14 protein-coding genes and 1 tRNA gene are annotated in these 23,543 nt (G+C 71.3%); 4 read left to right on the plus strand and 11 right to left on the minus strand.

Going from position 1 to position 23,543, the window contains the following annotated elements:
* Positions 1–79 precede the first annotated feature (79 nt).
* The 3 genes from LQ326_RS25535 to LQ326_RS25545 all read left to right on the plus strand — a co-directional run bounded on the left by LQ326_RS25535 (position 80) and on the right by LQ326_RS25545 (position 3,680).
* A complete protein-coding gene (locus tag LQ326_RS25535) occupies positions 80–514 on the plus strand; it encodes a hypothetical protein (RefSeq protein WP_234540060.1) in 435 nt (144 codons plus the stop codon).
* 293 nt (positions 515–807) lie between these two features.
* Positions 808–3,270, plus strand: coding sequence for an ATP-binding protein (locus LQ326_RS25540; protein WP_234540062.1), 2,463 nt, complete (start codon positions 808–810; stop codon positions 3,268–3,270).
* 26 nt (positions 3,271–3,296) lie between these two features.
* On the plus strand, positions 3,297–3,680 hold the full coding sequence (locus tag LQ326_RS25545) for a hypothetical protein (protein WP_234540064.1): 384 nt from the start codon (positions 3,297–3,299) through the stop codon (positions 3,678–3,680).
* Positions 3,681–3,942: 262 nt separating this feature from the next.
* Here the strand turns inward: LQ326_RS25545 and LQ326_RS25550 are convergent.
* The 11 genes from LQ326_RS25550 to bldG form a co-directional block, all read right to left on the minus strand.
* Positions 3,943–4,019: transfer RNA gene (locus LQ326_RS25550), tRNA-Thr, on the minus strand.
* A 107-nt stretch (positions 4,020–4,126) separates the two neighbouring features.
* Complete coding sequence (locus LQ326_RS25555) at positions 4,127–5,761, minus strand: alpha/beta hydrolase (protein ID WP_372496949.1); 1,635 nt, start codon at positions 5,759–5,761, stop codon at positions 4,127–4,129.
* A 164-nt stretch (positions 5,762–5,925) separates the two neighbouring features.
* Complete coding sequence (locus LQ326_RS25560) at positions 5,926–7,131, minus strand: DNA polymerase III subunit delta' (protein WP_234540065.1); 1,206 nt, start codon at positions 7,129–7,131, stop codon at positions 5,926–5,928.
* Positions 7,132–7,334: 203 nt separating this feature from the next.
* Positions 7,335–10,601 (minus strand): dTMP kinase, encoded by a 3,267-nt coding sequence (gene tmk, locus LQ326_RS25565; protein ID WP_234540067.1) that lies wholly within the window; start codon positions 10,599–10,601, stop codon positions 7,335–7,337.
* A 187-nt stretch (positions 10,602–10,788) separates the two neighbouring features.
* Positions 10,789–13,623 (minus strand): type I DNA topoisomerase, encoded by a 2,835-nt coding sequence (topA, locus tag LQ326_RS25570; RefSeq protein ID WP_234540069.1) that lies wholly within the window; start codon positions 13,621–13,623, stop codon positions 10,789–10,791.
* Positions 13,624–13,878: 255 nt separating this feature from the next.
* The gene (locus LQ326_RS25575; RefSeq protein ID WP_234540070.1) at positions 13,879–14,076 is read right to left on the minus strand and encodes a hypothetical protein; all 198 of its coding nucleotides are present in this window, start codon (positions 14,074–14,076) and stop codon (positions 13,879–13,881) included.
* Between the two features lie 387 nt (positions 14,077–14,463).
* Positions 14,464–15,993, minus strand: a complete 1,530-nt coding sequence (locus LQ326_RS25580) for a class I SAM-dependent methyltransferase (RefSeq protein ID WP_268207532.1) — start codon at positions 15,991–15,993, stop codon at positions 14,464–14,466.
* A gap of 290 nt (positions 15,994–16,283) precedes the next feature.
* On the minus strand, positions 16,284–16,940 hold the full coding sequence (locus LQ326_RS25585) for a small secreted protein (protein ID WP_234540073.1): 657 nt from the start codon (positions 16,938–16,940) through the stop codon (positions 16,284–16,286).
* A gap of 288 nt (positions 16,941–17,228) precedes the next feature.
* A complete protein-coding gene (locus LQ326_RS25590; RefSeq protein ID WP_234540075.1) occupies positions 17,229–19,637 on the minus strand; it encodes a sodium-translocating pyrophosphatase in 2,409 nt (802 codons plus the stop codon).
* Positions 19,638–19,959: 322 nt separating this feature from the next.
* A complete protein-coding gene (locus tag LQ326_RS25595) occupies positions 19,960–20,394 on the minus strand; it encodes an ATP-binding protein (RefSeq protein WP_234540077.1) in 435 nt (144 codons plus the stop codon).
* A gap of 236 nt (positions 20,395–20,630) precedes the next feature.
* Positions 20,631–20,972: an anti-sigma factor antagonist BldG gene (gene bldG / locus LQ326_RS25600; RefSeq protein ID WP_010986038.1), complete on the minus strand. Its 342-nt coding sequence runs from the start codon at positions 20,970–20,972 to the stop codon at positions 20,631–20,633.
* 79 nt (positions 20,973–21,051) lie between these two features.
* Here bldG and LQ326_RS25605 point away from each other — a divergent pair, with 79 nt between their 5' ends.
* The gene (locus LQ326_RS25605; RefSeq protein WP_234540079.1) at positions 21,052–23,502 is read left to right on the plus strand and encodes a DEAD/DEAH box helicase; all 2,451 of its coding nucleotides are present in this window, start codon (positions 21,052–21,054) and stop codon (positions 23,500–23,502) included.
* The last annotated feature ends 41 nt before the right edge of the window (positions 23,503–23,543 follow it).

The raw sequence follows: 23,543 nt of genomic DNA on the forward strand, positions 1-23,543 counted from the left end.
CTCCGCCGTCACCGCGCCGCTCCCGGCAGCGACCCGCTGTGTGGTTCTCATCCTCCGATTCCTCACCTGAAGGACAACTGTGAACAGAGCCGATGTCATCGCCATCGCCGCCTGTGGGCTGACGGCCCTGGCCGTCACCGCGGCCACGGTGGACCACGTCAGTACCCACTCCGCGCTCGCCGCCGCCCGCCGTCAGGCGGCCGCTGCCGACCACCGTGCCCACCAGGCAGAGTCCCGCCCGCCCAAGGTCGTCACCCGTACGGTCACCAAGACCGTGGACAAGCCCGTCTTCGGCCGCTCGACGCTCCTCGGCGCCTACGCGTCCGGCGTGATATCGGGGGGCTTGTACGCCGACGACGGCAGCATGACCTACACCGCGAGCGACAGCACCTGCTCGCAGGAGTACGCCCAGATCTCCCAGGAACCCACCGGCGGTACCGTCCACCGCGACGACTTCATGAAGGCCTGCCTGACCAACGTCAACGACACCGCCAAGACCGATCCCGCGCCCTGACCGGCGGCGTCCGGCACTGACCGGCGGGTCCATGGGCGCGCTGGGCACGGCACCCCTCGACGAGGCCGCCGACCCCCTCGCCGAGCTCGGCCCGCACTTCGTGCGCGGTGCCGCCCCACGCACCGAACCTCCGCGCCTGGCCACGCTGTAAGCCACCGGCGCACGCACCGATCACCGATGACCCCGGGCCGCCCTTCTCTCCGCTGCCGGCCGGGCATGCGGTGGACCTGCCTCGCCCGCGGCCCGGCCCTCGGGCTCTTCCACGCCTTCCCGCGCCCACCCCGGAGCACCTCATGACCGAGACGGAACAGCCCCAGCAGATCGCGCACGATTCCACCGAGCCGAACCAGGCCGCCCCGTCCACGCCCGTAACCGAACTGGTGAAGGTCCGCCTCGCGGAGGCGGTCCTCAGCGAGCCGGTGAAGGTGCTCCTGAAGGATGCTCTGGGCGAGGGGGAAGTCGAAGGGCCGTCCTCCGTCGGCCGGATCTACCTGGCCTCCGTCGCCGTCACCGGATTTCGCGGCATCGGTCCCCGCACCTGGCTGAACCTCAGCCCCCGGCCAGGCGTGAACCTCGTGGTGGGCCGCAACGGGTCCGGCAAGTCCAGCATCGCCGAGGGCATCGAGACCGCGTTCACCGGCACGAACATGCGCTGGCACGGGCTGCACGCGTCGCGCAGCAGCAACTGGCGCAACCTCCACCTTGAGGATGGTGCCAGGCCGGAGATCGAGGTCAAGCTCGCCATCGAGGGCGACACCGGCCGCAGCACGCTCACCCGTACGTGGGAGAGCGAGGACTTCGACGGCTCCCGGGCGGAGTTCAAGAGGCCCGGACACGGACGCGTCTCTCTCGACCAGGTGGCCTGGAAGCAGGCCATGGAGGACTACCGGCCCTTTCTGTCGTATGTCGATCTCGACCGCATGATCAGCGGCAAGCCCTCCGAGATGTACGACGCCATCGCCACGATCCTCGGCCTGCGGCATCTCAGCGCAGCGGACAGCCGGCTTCGGGCGGAGGAGAAGGTACTCGACGACGCGGCGAAGGCGGCGAAGGCCGAAGTCCCGGAACTCGTGGAAGCCCTGTACGCGCTGGAGGACGACGAGCGCGCGGTGCACGCCCTCCTGGCCATCGACACCCCGGGCAGCCCGGACTTCGACACGGTCGATGCCCTGGTCGCGGGACTGCCCGCCGACACCGACGAGGGTCTTCTCGCCGAGCTGCGGGCCGCGGCCGCCGTGCAGGGCCCCGACATGGAGCAGGTCTCCGCCGCGGTGGCCGGGCTGCGCAAGGCCCTCGCCGATGCCGAGGACGTGCGCGGCACGAGCGCCGAGGACGCTCACCAGCGCGCCGACCTCCTCGCCAGGGCTCTGGCCCACAACGACCGGCACCCCGACGCGGGGTCCTGCCCGGTCTGCGGAACGGACCGCGCCCTGGACGGGGAGTGGGCCGCACGTGCCGCCGCGCAGATCGCCGTACTGCGGCAGGAAGCCAAGGCCGCCGACGACGCACGCAGCGCACTGCGGTCGGCGGTGCGAGTCCTGCAGGACCTCGTGCACAGGCCCCAGCGGATCCCGGCCGCGCTGACCGACCCGTGGGACGCCTGGACCGCCTGCCGCACGGTCAGCGATCCGGGCGAACTCGTCAGACGCGCCCACGAGGCGGCCGGGACGCTGGCTGACGCTTGCGCCGCGGTGAGAGAGAACGCCACGAGGGAGCTGGAGAAGCGGGACGAACGCTGGCGCTGGCTCGTCACCCGCCTGGCCGGCTGGGCGGAGCGGGCCCGTGCCGCGAAGGAGAGTGCTCCCCGGCTGAGAGACATCCGGCGGGCCCGTGCCTGGATCAAGGCGCTGAGCAGCGAGCTGCGGGAGCGGCGCATGGAGGGCTTCGCCGAACAGTCTCAGCGTATCTGGGAGAAGCTTCGCCAGGAGAGCAACATCGACCTCAACGGTGTGAGCCTGCGCGGCAGCGAGAAGGCCACCGTACGCAAACTCGTCATGGACGTCTCCGTCGACGGCCAGGACGCCTCGGCGCTGGGCGTCATGAGCCAGGGCGAGCTGCACTCCCTCGCGCTGTCCCTGTTCCTGCCCCGTGCCGTCACGGCCGACAGCCCGTTCGGTTTCGTCATCATCGACGACCCGGTGCAGTCCATGGACCCCGCCAAGGTCACCGGGCTCGCTCAGGTCCTGCACGAACTCGGCAAGCACCGACAGGTCGTCGTGTTCACCCACGACACCCGGCTCCAGCGGGCGTTCACGAGCCAGGAGCTGCCGGTGACGGTGTTCCAGGTCGAGCGGAGCAAGGCCTCGCGGGTAAAGGTCGAGCGAGTGACCGACCCGGTCGCGCAGGCGATCGCCGACGCGATGGCCATCGTCTGTACCCCGGATATGCCTCCTGCGGCCCGGACCCATGTGCTGCCCAGCCTGTGCCGTATCGCCCTGGAGAACGCCTTCCTGGAAGCCGCGTGGATCAAGCACCACCTCTCCGGCGGACCTGAGCAGGAACTGCACACCGCCGTCGACGACGCCGAGAAGTTCACGAAGGTCGCGGCGCTCGCCCTGTTCGGCGACGTCACACGGATCCGTGACGTCGACGAGGAAGTGAAAGCCCGCTACGGAGCGCAGGCGGCATATCTCATCAAGCAGTGTCAGAGAGGAGCCCACGCCGCAGGAGCGCAGATCACCGACCCGCGCCGTTTCGTCCAGGACGTCGAGGCTCTGGCGCAGAAGGTGCGCAAGCCGGAGGGGAATGCCCGATGAATGCCTCTGCTACATCCTCGTCCTCCGTGTCCGTAGCCTCAACTTCCCCCGCATCCGTCGAAGACCTCCTGCTGACGGCCGACCGGCTGCTCTCCGGCGACCTCGGCGGTGCCACAGCCGCCGGCCGTCACCGCGGAGCCTCACTGGCCCTGAGAACCGCCCTGGAAATCTGCGTGGACCGGGTGCTCGACGCGGCGGTACCGGGCCTCTCCCACGCCACCATGCGGGCCAAGATGCTCTGCCTGCGCTGCTACACCCCTGGCGAGACTGCCCAGCGAACCCGCGCCGTCTGGTCGCACCTGTGCCTCGGGTGCCACTACCACCAGTACGAGATCGGCCCCACCTACGAGCAGGTCCGCGCCTGGCGTGCGGAGGTCGGCGAGCTCGTCCGGAAGCTGGATGTCCCCTAATCGTTTGGCTGATCAGGGTCACTAGACGAGTGCTGCCCGAGATGTACGCCGCCCACGAAGGCCTCAGCTTCCTTTGACCTCATCACCACATGCCGAACATACAAGAAAAAAGACATGAAAAGCCAACAAGCCGGACTCACGCTGGACCCAGATCGGGACCCATCTGGCCACTTCGAAGCCCGACAGGCAAGTGGTTTAGACCAGAATCCATGCGGGAGAATGACAAAAGACCAGGTCAGGGGCTACATGACCTGGTCTTCAGTGGAGCCGCTTTCGGGATTCGAACCCGAGACCTACGCATTACGAGTGCGTTGCTCTGGCCATCTGAGCTAAAGCGGCATGTCGCCCGCACTATGGTGCGATCAGCGACGTCGGTAAGTCTACACAGTTTCGGGGGGTGCTCCGTACAGGCCCCGGAGCGGCGGGCTCCGGGGCCGTTGGCAGGGCTATGAGCAGCGCTTTCCCGGTGCCGGAGGGGTGTCGTTCAGAAGGTAGGTGTCGATCGCCGAGTCGATGCAGGCGCTGCCCCGGCCGTAGGCGGTGTGGCCGTCGCCGACGTAGGTGAGGAGGCGGCCCGAGGAGAGCTGGCGGGCCAGGGACTGGGCCCACGGGTAGGGGGTCGCCGGGTCGCGGGTGGTGCCGACCACGACGATGGGGGCGGCGCCCTTCGCCTTGATCCGGTGCGGCTCCCCCGCTGCCCGCACCGGCCAGTACGTGCAGTTCAGCGACGCCCAGGCCAGGTTCGGGCCGAACACGGGGGACGCCTTCTCGAACTCGGGCAGGGCCTTCTCGACCTGCTCGGGACCGGCGAAGGCCGACGGCAGGTCCAGGCAGTTCACCGCGGCGTTCGCGGACATCAGGTTCGAGTAACGGCCGTCGGCGTCCCGCTCGTAGTAGCTGTCGGAGAGCACGAGCAGACCCGCACCGTCATTGTCCTTGATCACCGCGTGCAGGGCCTCACGCAACTGCTCCCACTCCGCCTTGTCGTACATCGCCGCGATCACGCCGGTCGTCGCGAGGGACTCGGTCAGCTTGCGGCCGTCCGCGTCACCGGTCGGGGCAGGGTGCGCGTCCATCTTCTGGAAGAACGTCCTGAGGGTGTCGGCGATCCGCGTCGGTGTGCTGCCCTGGGCGCCGAGCGGGCAGTCGGCGCGCCGCGCGCAGTCCCTGGCGAAGGACTGGAACGCCGTCTCGAAGCCCGCAGTCTGCTCCAGGTTCAGCCGGCGCGCGGACAGGGACGGGTCCATCGCGCCGTCCAGGACCATCCGGCCGACGCGCTGCGGGAACAGGCCCGCGTAGGTGGCGCCGAGCAAGGTGCCGTACGACGCCCCCACGTAGTTCAGCCTCGGGTCGCCGAGCACCGCCCGCAGGATGTCCATGTCCCGCGCCGAGTCGACGGTGGAGACATGGCGCAGCAGCTGCGCCGAGTGCGTCCCGCAGGCCTCCGCGAACGTCCTGTACTCGCCGACCAGCCGGTCCGTCTCCTTCTGGTCGTCGGGGGTCATGTCGGTCTCGGTGAACACGTCCATCTGCCGCCCGTTCAGGCACTGGACCGGCTCGCTGCGGCCGACTCCCCGCGGGTCGACGGCGACCATGTCGTAACGCGCCCGCACCCCGGCGGGGTAGCCGATGCCCGCGTACTGCTGGAGGTAGTCCACCGCCGAGCCGCCCGGCCCGCCCGGGTTGACCAGCAGCGAACCGGGCGGCTCCGCCTTGCCGGTCGCCTTCTTCCGGGCGACCGCCAGCCGGACGTCACCCGCGACGGGCCTGGCGTAGTCCAGCGGGGCCCGCATCGTCGCGCACTGGAATCCGGGGACACCGCACTCGCGCCAGGTGAGCTTCTGGTCGTAGTACGGCGCCAGCGCGGACGGCGGCGTGCGGGGCAGCGCGGCCAGCTCGGCGGCGCCGGCCGACGTGGCCACCGTGGCCGATGTCGACGCGCTTCCCGAGGAGGAGCAGGCGGAGGCGAGCAGGGCGGCCGCCGAGAGCAGGGCGGCCGCCATGGTCCGGGTCCGAGCCCGCTGTCGGGGCCGGGTCCAGGACTCAATGGGGGTCCGGCGGTGGATTCGCCTGATATGCATCAATCGAGCGTAACGCCGAGAAATGATCTGTTTGCCGTGCGTGAAGTCTGTGGCTCGTACGGGTGACCCCGGTCAACGCGGTGCACCAAACGCCATGCGCCGATGCGCCTTGCAGAAAAAACACCGTGCATCCCATCCCGCCCGCGGGCCCCGCGGTGTCGGCGTCAGCCCGCTCTGAGCGCCATCGTCATCGCCTCCACCGCCAGCAGCGGCGCCACATTGCGGTCGAGGGCCTCCCTGCAGGCGGCGATCGCCTCGATCCGGCGCAGGGTGGCCTCGGGCGAGCCGGCGCGGGCCAGTCGCTCCAGGGCGTCCTCGGCGTCCTCGTTGGCGATCGCGACTCTGGAGCCCAGCTGCAGGGCGAGGACGTCGCGGTAGAAGCCGGTGAGGTCGGTGAGGGCGACGTCGAGGCTGTCGCGCTGGGTCCTGGTGCGGCGGCGTTTCTGCATGTCCTCCAGGTCCTTCATCACGCCCGCCGTGCCGCGCGGCAGCCGCCCGCCCTGGGCCGCGCCGAGGGCCGCCTTCAGCTCCTCGGTCTCCTTGCCGTCCGTCTCCTCGGCGAGCTGCTTGGCGTCCTCCGCCGCCGCGTCCACCAGCTCCTGGGCCGCCTTCAGGCACGCGCCGATCTCGTCCAGCCGCAGCGGCAGCTTCAGTACGGCCGCGCGGCGCTCGCGGGCGGCGGGGTCGGTGGCCAGCCGACGGGCCCGGTCGACGTGTCCCTGGGTGGCGCGGGCGGCAGCCGCGGCCACCTGGGGCTCGATGCCCTCGCGCCGGACGAGCATGTCGGCGACCGCCTCGACCGAGGGCGTGCGCAGGTTCAGGTGGCGGCACCGGGAGCGGATCGTGGGCAGCACGTCCTCCAGGGAGGGGGCGCAGAGCAGCCAGACCGTGCGGGGGGCGGGCTCCTCGACGGCCTTGAGGACGGCGTTGGCCGATTTCTCGTTCAGCCGCTCGGCGTCCTCGACCAGGATGATCTGCCAGCGGCCGGTCGCCGGCGACGTGTACGACTTGCGGACCGTGTCGCGCATGTCCTTGACCAGGATCTCGGCGCCGACGGCGGCGACCGTGGTGACGTCCGCGTGGGTGCCGACCAGGGCGGTGTGGCAGCCGTCGCAGAAACCGCAGCCGGGCACGCCGCCCAGGGCGCGGTCGGGGCTCACGCACTGGAGGGCGGCGGCGAAGGCCCGCGCCGTCTGGTGGCGGCCGGCGCCGGGCGGGCCGGTGAACAGCCAGGCGTGGGTCATCTTCGACGACTCCGGCGGCGGCTGGCCGGCCGCGGCGGCGGTGACGAGGGCGTCGGCGTCCCGGGCGGCGGCGGTGAGCACCTCACTCACCTGCTCCTGCCCGACGAGGTCGTCCCACACGCTCATGGGTCACGCCGCCCTTTCGTCATACGTACGGGTCCGGACTCTGCCGGTTCCATGGCCCGGATCCCCACCCGCTCCGTGGTCCGGAGCCCATCCGCCCAGTGGCCCGGAACTCACCGGTTGTGTGGTCCGGACTCCATTGTGCGGGTGCCCACTGACAACGGGGCGGGGGCGGCACCGGCCGGCACCGCCCCCGCGCGGGAACCTCAGCCGCGTCGACCGCGGCCCCGGCGGCCCCGCTCGTCGTCGTGCTCGGGCTCCTCGTACGACCCCAGCAGCTCGTCGGCCAGCGACGGCAGGTCGTCCAGCGGGGTCTCCTCGGCCCAGTCGGGCCGGGGGCGCCGGCGCGGGGCCGGGCCGTCGGCGTCGACCTGCGGCAGCTCGCGGGTGCGGTCATCGGAGCCGTCGGGGTTCCCGCCGGGCCGCTCGTCCCGGAAGAAACCGGACGGCATCCGGTCCGCCGGGGCGCCGGTGGGAGCACCGGCATCGTCGCGCACCGGAGGCAGTACCGCGGTCTCGTCGGTCGCGCCGGACGGCACCGGAGGCAGTACGGCCGTCTCGTCGGCCGGGCCCACGGCAGGCAGCACCGCGGTCTCGTCGGCCGCGCCCGGCGTCACCGGGGGGAGCACCGCCGTCTCGTCGGCCGCTCCCGCGGGCCGCACCGGCGGCTGCGGCAGCTGGGCCGTCACCTCGGAGTCGGACTCCGGGGCAGCGGGCGGCTGCTCGTCCCGCACCGGGCGCAGCACCTTCGTCTCGTCGTCCCGGGCCTGAGGCCGTACCACCGGCGTCGGCATGGTCGCCGCCTCCGGCGTGACCCCCGGAGCCGTCGGCTGCCGGACGGTGGACTGCCGTGCGGCCAGGTCGGCCGCTGCCGCCGCCTGAGCCGCGACGCGCCGGGCCTCCTCGGCCCTGAGCAGGGCCTCCTCGGCCTTGCGCTGCTTCTCCAGGCGCCGTTCCTCGGCCTCGGCGTGCAGCCGGGCCTCTTCCTCGGCCTGCTTGCGGCGCCGTTCCTCGTCGGCCTTGCGGCGGGCCTCGGCCTCCGCGCGGGCCTTCTCCTCGGCGAGCAGCCGGGCCTGCTCCTCCTCGGCCCGCTTGCGCGCCTCCTCGGCCCGCAGCCGGGCCTCCTCCGCCTGCCGTTCGGCCTCGCGGCGCTGCGCCTCCTCCAGCTCGCGGCGCTTGCGCTCCTCCTCCTCGGCGCGCAGCTTGGCGAGCTGCTCCTGCCGCTCGCGCTCCAGGCGCTCCTCCTCGGCCTTGCGGGCCGCCTCTTCCTCGGCCTTGCGGCGGGCCTCCTCCTCGGCCTTCCTGCGCGCCTCCTCGGCGGCCTTGACCTCGGCCTCGGACAGCGGCAGCACGGTGTCGAGCCGGGCCCGGATGACGGTGGTGACCGACTCGGGCTCCTGGCCGGCGTCGACCACCAGGTAGCGGCCGGGGTCGGAGGCGGCCAGCGTCAGGAAACCAGCCCGTACGCGCGCGTGGAACTCTGCGGGCTCGGACTCCAGCCGGTCGGGCGCCTCGGTGAACCGCTCGCGGGCGGTCTGGGGCTCCACGTCCAGCAGGACGGTCAGATGCGGGACGAGTCCGGCGGTCGCCCACCGGTTGATGCGGGCGACCTCGGTCGGGGACAGGTCCCGGCCCGCGCCCTGGTAGGCGACGGAGGAGTCGATGTACCGGTCGGAGATGACGACCGCGCCACGCTCCAGGGCGGGCCGGACGACGGTGTCGACGTGCTCCGCGCGGTCGGCGGCGTACAGCAGCGCCTCCGCGCGGTGCGACAGGCCGGCGGACGAGACGTCCAGGAGGATCGAGCGCAGCCGCTTGCCGACCGGGGTGGCGCCCGGCTCGCGGGTGAGGACCACCTCGTGGCCCTTGGCGCGGATCCACTCCGCGAGGGCCTCGGCCTGGGTGGACTTACCGGCGCCGTCGCCGCCCTCCAGGGCGATGAAGAAACCGTTGGCCGCGGGTACCTGAGCCGGGTCGTCGCCGCCGAGCACCGCGTCCCGCAGGTCGTGGCGGAGCGGTACGCCCGAGCGGTCGTCGACCTTCGCGAGCACCAGGGCGGCCACCGGCAGCAGCAGCGCGCCGACCAGCATCAGCGTGAAGGCGGCGCCGCCGTGCGCGAACACGAACTTGCCGTTCTCCAGCCGGTGCGGTCCGATCAGCGCGGCCATCAGGGGGGCGACCAGCGCGCCGAGCGCTATGGCGACCCGGACCACCGCGTGCAGGTGCTCGGTCGTCCGCGCCCGGCGGAAGTCCTCGGTCTCCTGGTCGAGCAGGATGTGCCCGGTGTTGGCGGCCACGCCCGCGCCGATGCCGGCCAGCGCGGCGATCAGCAGGACGGTGGTGACGTCCGGGACCAGGCCCGCGGCGAGCAGCGCGATGCCGGTGAAGGCGATCGCCAGGAACAGCAGGCGGCGGCGGGAGAGCGTCGGGAGCAGCGAGGGCGCCGTACGGATGCCGACGGCGACCCCGCCGGTCAGGGCGAGCACGAGCAGGCCGTAGAGCACCGGGCCGCCGCCCAGGTCCCTGGCGTGCAGCACGGAGACGGCGACCGCGGCGGAGATCGCCCCGGCGACGGCGGCGCAGGCCAGCACCAGGAGCGGGATGGCACCGGTACGGCCGGTGTCGGTGCCGGCGGCGGTCCTGGGGCGGCGCAGGCCCTCCAGCGGCGACCTCGCGCGCGGGGTACGGGTGCCGGGCACGTCCAGGTAGACGAGCACCGAGAGGGACGCGGCGAACAGGCCCGCGGCCACGTACGACCCGAGGGCCGCCTGGTGCTGGGCGAACCAGGCGATGCCGGTGCCCAGCAGGTTGTTGATCAGCGACGCGAGGACCAGGGCGGCTGCCGCGAGCGGGATCGCCAGGAACGTCGTCCGCAGCGACAGACGGCGCAGGGCGTCCAGGTGGTCGGGCAGCGGTCGTACCGTCGCGCCCTCCGGGGGCGGGGCGGGCAGCAGCGCGGGGGCCGCGCTCTCCCGGCAGACGGTCCACAGGCGCTCGGCGATTCCGGTGACGAAGGCCGTCACCAGGACGAGCGTCAGGGCGTTCGCCGGCGTCCAGTCGATCCACAGCGGCGCGATGATCAGCAGGACGGTGCGCAGGCCGTCGGCACCGACCATGGTCCAGCGGCGGTCGAGCGGGCCGTCCTGCGCGGTCAGTGCGGCGAGCGGGCCCAGCAGGACGGCGCCGAAGAGCAGAGTGGCGAGAACGCGCACCCCGAAGACGATCGTCACCGCGAGCGCCGCGCCGCGGTAGCCGCCGCCGAAGGAGCCCTGGGCGACGGCCGCCTGGAGCGTGAGCACGACAAGCACCAGCAATGCCAGGCTGTCGCCGATTCCGCTCACCAGCTGGGCGCTCCACAACCGCCTCAGCTCTGGTCGGCGCAGCAGAGAGCGGACGGCGCGCTCGCGGGAATCCGCTACCAGCGCGTCGTCAGGTTCTGTCTGGGGGGCCGTTGGCTGCTCGGCTCGCGTCATGCTTTCAGCCTATCGGCAGCCAAGGACAGCCTGGCGCGACCGTCCACAGGTACACCCGCCCCGACACCAAGTTGATGCCGGGGCGTGCACAATGCGAAGCCGATGTGAGGACTGAGGGCATCTCAGCCCCGCGATCGGCTCTTGCGATCGGTTCTGCGATCAGTCCTCCGCGGCCGGTCCTCCGCGATCAGTCCTCCGCGGTCGCCCTCGGGGAGGCCGTCGCCTTCTTGGCCGCCGTCTTCGCCGTGGTCGTCGTCTTCTTCGCCGCGGTCTTCTTGGCCGCCGTCTTCTTCGCCGGCGCGGCCTTCTTGGCAGCCGCCGTCTTCTTCGCGGGCGCCTTCTTCGCCGTCTTCTTGGCGGGCGCCTTGGCCCGCTTCTCGGCGAGCAGCTCGTAACCGCGCTCCGGGGTGATCGTCTCGACGCTGTCGCCGGAGCGCAGCGTCGCGTTGGTCTCCCCGTCGGTGACGTACGGCCCGAAGCGGCCGTCCTTGACCACGACCGGCTTCTCGCTGACCGGGTCGGTGCCCAGCTCCTTCAGCGGCGGCTTGGCGGCGGCCCGGCCGCGCTGCTTGGGCTGGGCGTAGATCTGCAGCGCCTCTTCGAGGGTGATCGTGAAGAGCTGGTCCTCGGAGGTGAGCGAACGCGAGTCCGTGCCCTTCTTCAGGTACGGCCCGTAGCGCCCGTTCTGCGCGGTGATCTCCTGGCCCTCGGCGTCGGTGCCGACGACGCGCGGCAGCGACATCAGCCTGAGCGCGTCCTCCAGCGTGACCGTGTCCAGGGACATGGACTTGAAGAGCGAGGCCGTGCGCGGCTTGACGGCGTTCTTGCCGGTCTTCGGGGTGCCCTCGGGCAGCACCTCGGTGACGTAGGGGCCGTAGCGGCCGTCACGGGCGATGATCTGGTGGCCGGTCTGCGGGTCGGCGCCCAGCTCGAAGTCGCCGCTCGGCTTGGCGAGCAGCTCCTCCGCGAGCTCGACGGAGAGCTCGTCGGGGGCCAGGTCCTCCGGCACGTCCGCCCGCTGGTGGCCCTCGGAGTCCTTCTCGCCGCGCTCGATGTACGGGCCGTAGCGGCCGACCCGCAGCACGATGCCGTTGCCCACCGGGAACGACGACACCTCGCGCGCGTCGATCGCGCCCAGGTCGGTCACCAGTTCCTTGAGGCCGCCGAGGTGGTCCCCGTCGCCGTTGCCGGCGTCGGCCGCGCCCCCGGTGGCCGTGCCCTCGCCGCCCTCGCCGAAGTAGAAGCGCTTCAGCCACGGCACGGCCTGGGCCTGACCGGCGGCGATGCGGTCGAGGTCGTCCTCCATCCTGGCCGTGAAGTCGTAGTCGACCAGCCGGCCGAAGTGCTTCTCCAGCAGGTTGACCACGGCGAAGCTCAGGAAGGAGGGCACCAGGGCCGTCCCCTTCTTGAACACGTAACCCCGGTCGAGGATCGTGCCGATGATCGAGGCGTACGTCGACGGGCGGCCGATCTCGCGCTCTTCCAGCTCCTTGACCAGCGAGGCCTCGGTGTAGCGGGCCGGGGGCTTGGTGGCGTGCCCGTCGACCGTGATCTCCTCGGCGCTGAGCGCGTCGCCCTCGCTGACCTGGGGCAGCCGGCGCTCGCGGTCGTCCAGCTCGGCGTTCGGGTCGTCGGCACCCTCGACGTAGGCCTTGAGGAAGCCGTGGAAGGTGATCGTCTTGCCGGAGGCGCTGAACTCGGCGTCCCGGCCGTCGGCGGCGGTGCCACCGATCTTGACGGTCACGCTGTTGCCGGTCGCGTCCTTCATCTGGGAGGCGACGGTCCGCTTCCAGATCAGTTCGTAGAGCTTGAACTGGTCGCCGGTCAGGCCGGTCTCGGCGGGAGTGCGGAAACGATCACCCGAGGGGCGGATCGCCTCGTGCGCCTCCTGCGCGTTCTTGACCTTCGTGGCGTACGTCCGCGGGGCGGAGGGCAGGTAGTCGGCGCCGTACAGCTGCGTGACCTGGGCGCGGGCGGCCGCGATCGCGGTGTCGCTCAGCGTCGTGGAGTCCGTACGCATGTACGTGATGTAGCCGTTCTCGTACAGCTTCTGGGCCACCTGCATGGTGGCCTTCGCGCCGAAGCCGAGCTTGCGCGAGGCCTCCTGCTGGAGGGTCGTCGTACGGAACGGGGCGTACGGCGAGCGGCGGTACGGCTTGGACTCGACCGAGCGGACCGAGAACCGGGTGTTCTCCAGGGCGGCGGCGAGGGCGCGGGCGTTCGCCTCGTCGAGGTGGAGGGTGTTCGCGGTCTTGAGCCGGCCGACCGAGTCGAAGTCACGGCCCTGGGCGACGCGCCTGCCGTCGACGGCCTGGAGGCGGGCCACCAGCGACGACGGGTCCGACGAATCGCCCGCGCGGCCGGTTGCGAAGGTGCCCGTCAGGTCCCAGTACTCCGCGGAACGGAACGCGATGCGCTCGCGTTCCCGCTCCACCACGAGGCGGGTCGCCACGGACTGGACGCGGCCGGCCGACAGGCGCGGCATGACCTTCTTCCACAGGACCGGCGAGACCTCGTAGCCGTAGAGGCGGTCGAGGATGCGGCGGGTCTCCTGGGCGTCGACGAGCTTCTGGTTGAGCTGGCGCGGGTTGGCCACGGCGGCCTGGATCGCGGACTTGGTGATCTCGTGGAAGACCATCCGCTTGACCGGGACCTTGGGCTTGAGCACCTCCTGGAGGTGCCAGGCGATCGCCTCGCCCTCGCGGTCCTCATCGGTGGCGAGGTAGAGCTCGTCGGAGTCCTTCAGCAGGTCCTTGAGCTTCTTGACCTGGGCCCGCTTGTCGGCGTTGACCACATAGATCGGTTCGAAGTCGTGCTCGACGTCCACGCCGAGGCGGCGGACCTCGCCGGTGTACTTCTCGGGCACCTCCGCGGCGCCGTTGGGAAGGTCACGGATGTGCCCGACGCTCGCTTCGACGACGTATCCGGGGCCCAGATAGCCCTTGATCGTCTTCGCCTTGGCGGGCGACTCGACGATGACGAGTCGGCGGCCGCCCTGTGCGGTCTCGCTGGTCGGGGACAACTTCGCTCTTCTCTCCGGTCGACGCTGGGGCCTCCCCAGGCCTTGCTCCCGGGGTCGTGGCACGGGCAGGGGAGCCCGCTCACTTCGTGACGCTGCGGAGTGTGACGGTACATCCCGCCCCCGTGTCAAACGGGAAAAGCTCACAACGGCCACTCGAACGGTAACCCGACTACCGCCATTCCTGCCGCCCGGAGTCCCCGGTCGTCCATCGGACCCGGCCCGGAGCGTGACGCTCCGATTATCGGAAGGCCACCTTCACAGGCGGGTCAGGCAGTACGCCGCAAGGCCCAGGGAGATCATCGCGGCGACGCTCGCGAGGGTCGCGGATGCGACCTGACTCACACCCTGGGCGACAGCTTCACCACGCCGGAGCCGGATGCCGGTCCACACCAGCAGCGCGCCCCCGAACAGGGCGAACACCGCCCCTGCGAAGATCGCCGGTCCGCTCTCCATGACCCGTGCGCCCCTTCCCTGCCGCCCGTGACTGCCCAGCGCCCGGAGACTGGCACGTACGGGCGGCAGGCGGGCGGCCGACGGGCGAAATCGAGGTGAACGGGCACCCGTCAGCCTCTCGAACGTTCGATCGGTGACCTAGTGACGCACCAGCCATGCACCGGTGCCGAGCGGCGAGGCGCCTGTGACGGGCCACGGGGCGAACGTTCCGGCCAGATTTTCCGTCCTTTTCCCTCCCGGCTTTTCCCGGCGGGGCGGACAGGTCCCCCCGCCGGCATGTCCGGCGGGCTTTTCCGGACACGTCCGGCCGGCCTTCCGGCAGGCCTGCCCCACGGGCCCTCCCCCGGGTGCTCCCGCACGGGCCCGCCAGGCATGCCTTCCGGTCCGTCAGACCGCCGGCTCCAGGAAACCCTGCTCCACCAGCAGCCGGATCTGCGCCGGCGTGCGGTCGCGCAGCGACACCGGGTCCTCACCCATCAGTTGCGCGATGGCGTCGAGAATCCGCCCCGCGCTCAGCGTGCCGTCGCACACCCCTGCGAACCCGGCGCCCACCGTGTCCACCTTGGTCGCGCGCCGCATCCCGCGGTGCTGGCGCAGCACCACGTGCTCCGGGTCCTCGGCGCCGGGCAGCCCGACCTGCTCCTGGACCACCTCGACGGCCAGCCTGAAGCGGGCTTCGAGGAGATCCGCGTCGTCGTGCTCACGGAGGTAGTCGAGACGGTCGAAGTGGGCACGGATCGTCTCGCCGAGCGGCTGTTCGATCGGATGCGGCCACTCCTCCACGGTGACCGAGGGCACCGCGGCACCCGTCTTCCGCAACGTGATCCAGCCGAATCCCACCCCCTTCACCTTGCGCGCCTCGAACTCGTCGAGCCACGCGTCGTACCGCGCCTGGTACTCGGCCGGGTCCCCGCGGTGGTCGCCGGAGTCCCTGAGCCACAGCTCGGCGTACTGGTTGACGTCCTGCACCTCGCGCTGCACGATCCACGCGTCGCAGCCGCGCGGCACCCACGACCTCACCCTGTCCTGCCAGTCCTCCCCCGCGACGTGCTGCCAGTTGGCGAGGAACTGCGCGAACCCGCCCTCGGCAAGCCGCTCCCCGGCCTGTTGAACGAGCGAGCGGCACAGATCGTCCCCGCTCATCCCGCCGTCCCGGTACGTCAGCCGGGCGCCCGGCGAGATCACGAACGGCGGGTTGGAGACGATCAGGTCGAACGCCTCCCCGTCCCTGACCGGCTCGAAGAGCGAGCCCTCGCGCAGGTCGGCCGCCGGTGCGCCGGAGAGCGCCAGCGTGAGCGCCGTGATGTGCAGCGCGCGCGGGTTGAGGTCGGTCGCCGTCACGCGCGTGGCGTGCTGGGCGGCGTGCAGGGCCTGGATCCCGGAGCCGGTACCGAGGTCGAGGGCGGCGGCGACGGGCGTACGGACGGTGATGCCGGCGAGGGTCGTGGACGCCCCGCCGACCCCGAGGACGACTTCCTCGTGCCGCTGGCCGATGCCACCGGCGCCGCCGACGGCACACCCGAGGTCGGACACGATGAACCAGTCCTCGCCGTCCGGGCCGCCGTACGGCCGTACGTCCACGGTGGCCGCGACCTCGTCGCCGCCCACACCGGTCAGCCAGCCGCTCTCCAGGAGGTCGTCCACGGGCAGGAAGTCCGCCACGCGCGCGTGCGGCACGGGTTGCTGGAGCAGGAACAGCCGGACGAGCGTCTCCAGGGGCGTGTCCCCACGGGTCGCGCGGAGCGCGGGCACCGTCTCGCTGCGGGCCAGCGCCGCGTACGCGGGGGCGCCGAGCAGGTCGAGCAGCCCGTCGGCGGTGAAGGAGGCGCCCAGCAGGGCGGTGCGCAGCCGGGCGGCGACGTCGGGGCGGTCGGAGGCGGGCAGGGTGGTGAGGCCGGAGTCAGTCACGCCCTCCATTGTGTCCCGCGCTGCCGCCCGCCCGCGGGCTCAGCACACGGCAGCGGACCGCCGAACACCGCACCGCGCCCGGCGCACAACCGCGGGACGGCTGAACACCGCACGGCGCTCGGCCGGGTACCGCCTAACGCCGCCCGGCGCCGGGCGCCCGGCGCACGACCGCGGACCTCCGACACCGCCCGGCACGCGGCCTCATCCGGCGGGGCTCAGCACACCACCGCCCTGCCCCGGCCCACGACGCTCGGCCCCAGCCGCAGCCGCAGCCGCAGCCCGTGGCGCTCGCTCCCGCCTCAGCCCGCGGTCGAGGACTTCGCAGACGCCGTCGCAGACGATGCCGGAGAGGACGCCGACGACGACGTTGACGCGGAGACCTTCTTGCAGCTGGCCTGTTCGGCGATCGCGTCCTTGACCTCGCCCTGCTCCAGGGCGTTCAGCGCCGCGGTGCCGCTCTTGCTCTGCGTCTCCAGCTGCGTCGTCTGGGAGGCGATGTCCTGCAGACCGGAGGCGAACTTGGCCTGGTTCTTGGTGTCTAGCGCGTCGACCTTCTTCTTCAGGTCGGCGTACGACGTGGAGAGGCTGTTGAGGGTCGTGACGACGTTCTGCTGGCGCTTGGCGCCCTCGTCGACCCCGGGGGGCGCGCCGGCGCCGCTGATGGCGGAGGCGAGCGCCTTGTAGGCGTCGGACATGTCCTGGAAGGCCTTGGAGTCGGTCTTCTGGATGGTCGCGGGCGAGCTCGTGGTGTCCGAGACCGCCGTCGAGATCGCCTCGTTCGCCGCCTTGATCTTCGCGTCCTGCGCCGGCACCGCGTCGCACACGGTCTTGGCCCAGGCGATCAGCTTCGGGTCGGTGCCCTTGCTGCTGCTGCACCCGGACAGCGCCACCACCAGTACCGCACCGACGGACAGTGCGGCCGCGAGCTTCTTGTTCACCGGATCGGTCCCTTCCATGGCTCTCGGCTCCCGGAATCTACACGGCGGACGGACGGCACCCCATGGAGAGCACCCACTAAGTATGCTTTTAGGTAAATTTGCACCAAGGAGAGAAGGCTCACGACGAGACGAAGGCGCATCCCGGCCCCGGGCACCCTCCGGCCCACCGAACGCGGCGAGCGCCGCGCCGTACGAAGGCGGGCTGCCTGGGCGCGCGAAACGGGCGGACGGCGTGTCAGCACACGCCATCCGCCCGCTCGTTGACCGGTTTCCCTCGCGAGAGCCCCGGTGGTGCCGTAAGACCGCCTACGGAACCACCGCGGGATCCGCCGACTTCGCCACGTGTTCGGCACTGTCCTCGTCGTCGCCGACGGCGATTCCACGCCGCTTGGAGACGTACACCGCGCCGACGATCACGATCAGCGCGAGGACCGCGATCAGGATCCGGATGCCGATGCTCTTGTCATTCCCGTAGGAGAACTTGATCACCGCGGGCGCGATGAGCAGGGAGACCAGGTTCATGACCTTGAGCAGCGGGTTGATCGCGGGGCCCGCGGTGTCCTTGAACGGGTCGCCGACGGTGTCGCCGATGACCGTGGCGGCGTGGGCGTCGCTGCCCTTGCCGCCGTAGTGGCCGTCCTCGACGAGTTTCTTGGCGTTGTCCCAGGCACCACCGGAGTTGGCCAGGAAGACGGCCATCAGGGTGCCCGCGCCGATCGCGCCCGCGAGGTAGGAGCCGAGGGCGCCGACACCGAGCGTGAACCCGATGAAGATGGGCGCCATCACGGCGAGCAGTCCCGGCGTGGCCAGCTCCCGCAGGGCGTCCTTGGTGCAGATGTCGACGACCTTGCCGTACTCGGGTGTCTCCGTGTAGTCCATGATCCCGGGGTGCTCGCGGAACTGCCGCCGCACCTCGAAGACCACCGACCCCGCCGAGCGCGACACGGCGCTGATGGCGAGCCCGGAGAAGAGGAAGACGACCGCCGCGCCGGCGATGAGGCCGACGAGGTTGTTGGGCTGCGAGATGTCCATGGACAGGGTCAACGGCGCGCCCGCGCCGGTCAGTTTCGCGCCCACGTCCTGGACGTTCGTGGTGATCGCGTCCCGGTACGACCCGAAGAGCGCCGACGCCGCGAGGACGGCGGTGGCGATGGCGATGCCCTTGGTGATGGCCTTGGTGGTGTTGCCGACGGCGTCCAGGTTGGTGAGCACCTGCGCGCCCGCGCCCTCGACGTCGCCGGACATCTCGGCGATGCCCTGGGCGTTGTCGGAGACCGGCCCGAAGGTGTCCATGGCGACGATGACGCCGACCGTGGTGAGCAGACCGGTGCCGGCCAGCGCCACCGCGAACAGCGCGAGCATGATCGACGTACCGCCCAGCAGGAACGCCCCGTAGACGCCGAGGCCGATCAGCAGGGCGGTGTAGACGGCCGATTCGAGGCCGACCGAGATACCGGCGAGGACGACGGTGGCCGGGCCGGTGAGCGAGGTCTTGCCGATGTCCATGACCGGACGCCGGCTGGTCTCGGTGAAGTAGCCGGTCAGCTGCTGGATGACGGCCGCGAGCAGGATGCCGATGGCGACCGCGACGAGCGCGAGGATCCGCGGATCGCCGTCCTTGGCCAGGATGGCCGCGTCGGTGATGCCGTGGAGGTCGGAGTACTTCCCCGGCAGGTAGACGAAGACCGCGATCGCCACCAGCACCAGCGAGATCACCGCGGAGATGAAGAACCCGCGGTTGATGGCGCTCATGCCGCTGCGGTCACTGCGGCGCGGGGCGACCGCGAAGATGCCGATCATCGCGGTGAGCACGCCGATGGCCGGCACCAGGAGCGGGAAGGCCAGTCCGGAGTCGCCGAAGGCCGCCTTGCCGAGGATCAGCGCGGCGACCAGGGTCACGGCGTACGACTCGAAGAGGTCGGCCGCCATGCCCGCGCAGTCGCCGACGTTGTCGCCCACGTTGTCGGCGATGGTCGCGGCATTGCGCGGGTCGTCCTCCGGAATGCCCTGCTCGACCTTGCCGACCAGGTCGGCGCCGACGTCGGCGGCCTTGGTGAAGATGCCGCCGCCGACACGCATGAACATGGCGATCAGGGCGGCACCGAGGCCGAAGCCTTCGAGCACCTTCGGCGCGTCGGCCGCGTAGACCAGCACCACGCAGGAGGCGCCGAGCAGGCCGAGCCCCACCGTGAACATGCCGACGACGCCGCCCGTGCGGAAAGCGATCTTCATGGCTTTGTGCGAGACGGCGGTGAGATCCTTTTCCGGTTCGCCTTCCGCCGGGGTGGCCTCGCGGGCCGCCGCGGCGACGCGCACATTGCTGCGTACGGCGAGCCACATGCCGATATAGCCGGTGGCCGCCGAGAACGCCGCGCCGATCAGGAAGAAGATCGACCGTCCGGCGCGCTGATTCCAGTCGTCCGCGGGCAGCAGCATGAGCAGGAAGAACACCACGACGGCGAATACGCCGAGGGTGCGCAACTGCCGGGCCAGATAGGCGTTCGCGCCTTCCTGTACCGCCGCCGCGATCTTCTTCATGCTGTCGGTGCCCTCGCCTGCCGCGAGCACCTGGCGCACCAGGATCCACGCGACCACGAGTGCGGCCAGCGCCACGGCGGCGATGACCGCCACCAGGACCCGGTTGTCGTGGGTCAGGACTGCGGCCGCGATGGTTGTGGGATGGCCAAACTGATGAGGGGTAGAAAGCCCCGCCATTCGTCCTCCTTGACGCTTGGGCTGAGCTCAAGATGTGGACGGATTCTAGGTACCCGCGAGTGATCTAAACAGGGGACGGTAAACGGAATTGGCCTTCTCGTGCCTCTTCAGCAAATGATCGAGGTCACGCCGGCGAACCCGAAAGCGGTAATGCCCTAAAAGCATTGACGGCGGCGTTTACTTGATCAAATTATCACCTGTTTGATCGTGAAGGAATTCACTAAATCCATTGCACGAGATCACTTTAGGACTGGCCTGGGCGACGCGCACATGCCGAAGGGCCCTACTCGGTAGGGCCCTTCGGCACAGAGTCGGGACGACGCTAGGTGAGCGCGACCCCGGGCGGGGTCGTCGGCCAGGTCATGCGGATCAGTCCGCCGTGCTCCCCGGCGGTGACCTCCACGTCGTCGACGAGGCCGCTGATGACCGCGAGGCCCATCTCGTCCTCCTCCGCCTCGACGTCGGTGTCCGCCCCGCCTTGGGACGCCCGGTCACCGGGAACGGAACGGGGTGCCTCGTCGCCGACCTCGATGGAGAACTGTTTCTCCTCTTCGATCAGCGCCACCCGCACCGGCTCGGCGATGCCGGCGGTCTGGTGCAGACCCACGGCACGGGAACAGGCCTCGCCGACGGCCAGCCGGACCTCGTCCAGGACGGCCTCGTCCACTCCTGCCCTGCGAGCCACCGCCGCCGCCACCAGTCGGGCGGTGCGGACGTGTTCGGGCAGCGCGCTGAAGCGGAGTTCAACGGTGGCCATACGTCCCCCTCGGAACTACGGGCGTGCGGTGGGGGCCGGGCCGCCGAAGAACCCGGGCCCCCGATGAATTGCGTCCGCCATGGGCAGTGCGGCCCATGAACGGCTGCCGGCACGGGCCCGCGGGCCCGAACGGGCGGGGCGGCACGGACGCCCGTACGGCGCGTACGAGCCCGTGCCGAGGGCCGGCCGGACGGCACGGACCGATCACGGTCCGGAGTACGTCGGCCGGCCCGGGGTCAGTCGGTGGCCGCCACCGCTTCCTCGACCGAGGTGTGGATCGGGAACACCTTGGTGAGGCCGGTGATACGGAAGATCTTCAGAATGCGCTCCTGGTTGCAGACCAGGCGCAGCGAACCCTCATGGGCACGCACCCGCTTCAGGCCGCCGACCAGTACGCCGAGCCCGGTGGAGTCGAGGAAGTCCACGCCCTCCATGTCGACGACGAGGTGGAAATTCCCGTCGTTCACCAGCTCGACCAGCTGCTCGCGCAGCTTGGGCGCGGTATATACGTCGATTTCGCCACCGACCTCGACGACCGTACGATCGCCGACTGTACGGGTCGACAGGGACAGGTCCACGGATCCTCCAGCACCTTGCTATCGAGCGGTCGCCCCTCGGGACTCGTCTTGCGGCCCCCGGGACGGTTCGCCAGCCGCGATGGCATTCAATCACTTACCGGCAGGCGTGCACGACGCCTTGGCCCCATTGTCCGTCATGCCAGTGACACACTCGGTCCCGATGGCCATAAATCACCGATCCGATCGACCGCCGGTTCCGGCCGCGGCCGGGTTCTCTCCGGGCACGGTCCTGGACCGGCTCGCCTCCGGGCCGAGCCGGGCTTCGCGCATCACTCATACGGAGCACTTGCCCCCGCGTGCGGGCCGGCATGCCGTCTGGCCTGACCGGATTCGTTCGGAGGTCGTCGCGGCCGTACGGGCATGCGGCATCGAGCATCCCTGGGAACACCAGGCCCTGGCCGCCGAGCACGCTCTGGACGGCGACTCGGTGGTGGTCGCCACCGGCACCGCCTCCGGCAAGTCCCTGGCCTATCTCGTACCGGTCCTGTCCACCCTCCTGGACGGATCCGAGGCCGCCAACGGCCGCGGCGCCACCGCCCTCTACCTGGCGCCCACCAAGGCGCTGGCGGCGGACCAGTGCCGTTCCGTGAAGGAACTTTCACAACCGCTGCGCACGGCCGTGCGCCCGGCCGTGTACGACGGCGACACCCCGTACGAGGAACGCGAGTGGATCCGCCAGTACGCCAACTACGTGCTCACCAACCCGGACATGCTGCACCGCGGCATCCTGCCCGGGCACGCCCGCTGGTCCTCCTTCCTGAAGTCGCTGAAGTACGTCGTCATCGACGAGTGCCACACCTACCGGGGCGTCTTCGGCTCACACGTCGCCCAGGTGCTGCGCCGGCTGCGCCGCCTGTGCGCCCGCTACGGTGCCTCCCCGGTCTTCCTGCTGGCCTCGGCCACCGCCGCCGAGCCGGCCGTGGCCGCCGGCCGCCTCACCGGCCTGCCGGTCGTGGAGATCGCCGACGACGCCTCCCCGCGCGGCGAACTGGTCTTCGCCCTGTGGGAGCCGCCGCTGACCGAGCTGCACGGCGAGAAGGGCGCCCCCGTCCGCCGTACTGCCACCGCCGAGACCGCCGACCTGCTGACCGACCTCGCCGTGCAGGGCGTGCGCTCGGTCGCCTTCGTGCGCTCCAGACGCGGCGCGGAACTGATCTCCGTCATCGCCCAGGAACGGCTGGCCGAGGTGGACCGTTCCCTGGCCCGGCGTGTCGCGGCCTATCGCGGGGGCTACCTCCCCGAGGAGCGGCGCGCCCTGGAACGTGCGCTGCATTCCGGGGAACTCCTCGGACTTGCCGCCACGACGGCCCTGGAGCTGGGTGTGGACGTCTCCGGGCTGGACGCCGTACTGATCGCCGGGTACCCGGGTACGAGAGCCTCTGTGTGGCAGCAGGCGGGCCGGGCGGGCCGCGCCGGGCAGGGCGCCCTCGCCGTCCTGGTCGCCCGCGACGATCCGCTGGACACCTTCCTCGTCCACCATCCCGAGGCGCTGTTCGACCAACCGGTGGAATCCACCGTCCTCGACCCCGACAACCCCTACGTCCTCGCCCCGCACCTGTGCGCCGCCGCGGCCGAGCTTCCCCTCACCGACGACGACCTCGACCTCTTCGGCCCCGCCTGCAAGGAGCTGCTGCCGCAACTGGAGGCCGCGAAGCTGCTGCGCCGCCGGACCAGGGCCTGGCACTGGACCCGCCGGGAGCGGGCCGCCGACCTGACGGACATCCGGGGCGAAGGCGGCCGCCCGGTGCAGGTCGTCGAGGCGGGCACGGGGCGCCTGCTCGGCACGGTGGACGCGAGCGCCGCCCACTCCACGGTCCACGAGGGCGCGGTCCACCTCCACCAGGGCCGCACCTACCTCGTACGGTCCCTCGACCTGGAGGACTCGGTGGCCCTCGTCGAACAGGCCGAGCCGCCGTACTCCACGGTCGCCCGCGACACCACGGCCATCTCCGTCCTGGACACGGACGTCGAGGTCCCCTGGGGCGACGGCCGCCTCTGCTACGGCTCCGTCGAGGTCACCAACCAGGTGGTCTCCTTCCTGCGCCGCCGGCTCATCACCGGCGAGGTCCTGGGCGAGACGAAACTCGACCTCCCGCCCCGTACGCTGCGCACCCGCGCGGTGTGGTGGACCGTCACCGAGGACCAGCTCGACGAGGCGCGGATCAACCCGGAGATCCTCGGCGGCGCCCTGCACGCCGCCGAACACGCCTCCATCGGCCTGCTCCCGCTCTTCGCGACCTGCGACCGCTGGGACATCGGCGGGGTGTCGATCCCGCTGCATCCCGACACGCTCCTGCCGACGGTCTTCGTCTACGACGGCCACCCCGGCGGCGCCGGCTTCGCGGAACGCGCCTTCCACACGGCCCGCACCTGGCTGACGGCCACCCGGGAGGCGATCGCCGCGTGCGAGTGCGACGCCGGGTGCCCGTCCTGCATCCAGTCCCCCAAGTGCGGCAACGGGAACGAGCCGTTGCACAAGCGGGGGGCGGTGCGGTTGCTCAGCGTGCTGTTGAAGGGCGCGCCGGATTAGGTCGCAGCGTCAGCGCGGGTCTGAGGGTGCCGGTCGCGCCC

Source organism: Streptomyces shenzhenensis (assembly GCF_021462265.1).
Classification (GTDB): domain Bacteria; phylum Actinomycetota; class Actinomycetes; order Streptomycetales; family Streptomycetaceae; genus Streptomyces; species Streptomyces shenzhenensis.

Excerpts from the sequence above, each read along its gene's own strand:
- LQ326_RS25580 (WP_268207532.1), bottom strand. The coding sequence starts at position 15,993 with ATGGAGGGCGTGACTGACTCCGGCCTCACCACCCTGCCCGCCTCCGAC.
- LQ326_RS25575 (WP_234540070.1), bottom strand. The coding sequence starts at position 14,076 with ATGGAGAGCGGACCGGCGATCTTCGCAGGGGCGGTGTTCGCCCTGTTC.
- LQ326_RS25540 (WP_234540062.1), top strand. The coding sequence starts at position 808 with ATGACCGAGACGGAACAGCCCCAGCAGATCGCGCACGATTCCACCGAG.
- tmk (WP_234540067.1), bottom strand. The coding sequence starts at position 10,601 with ATGACGCGAGCCGAGCAGCCAACGGCCCCCCAGACAGAACCTGACGAC.
- LQ326_RS25605 (WP_234540079.1), top strand. The coding sequence starts at position 21,052 with ATGGCATTCAATCACTTACCGGCAGGCGTGCACGACGCCTTGGCCCCA.
- LQ326_RS25555 (WP_372496949.1), bottom strand. The coding sequence starts at position 5,761 with ATGCATATCAGGCGAATCCACCGCCGGACCCCCATTGAGTCCTGGACC.
- LQ326_RS25560 (WP_234540065.1), bottom strand. The coding sequence starts at position 7,131 with ATGAGCGTGTGGGACGACCTCGTCGGGCAGGAGCAGGTGAGTGAGGTG.
- LQ326_RS25595 (WP_234540077.1), bottom strand. The coding sequence starts at position 20,394 with ATGGCCACCGTTGAACTCCGCTTCAGCGCGCTGCCCGAACACGTCCGC.
- LQ326_RS25585 (WP_234540073.1), bottom strand. The coding sequence starts at position 16,940 with ATGGAAGGGACCGATCCGGTGAACAAGAAGCTCGCGGCCGCACTGTCC.
- LQ326_RS25590 (WP_234540075.1), bottom strand. The coding sequence starts at position 19,637 with ATGGCGGGGCTTTCTACCCCTCATCAGTTTGGCCATCCCACAACCATC.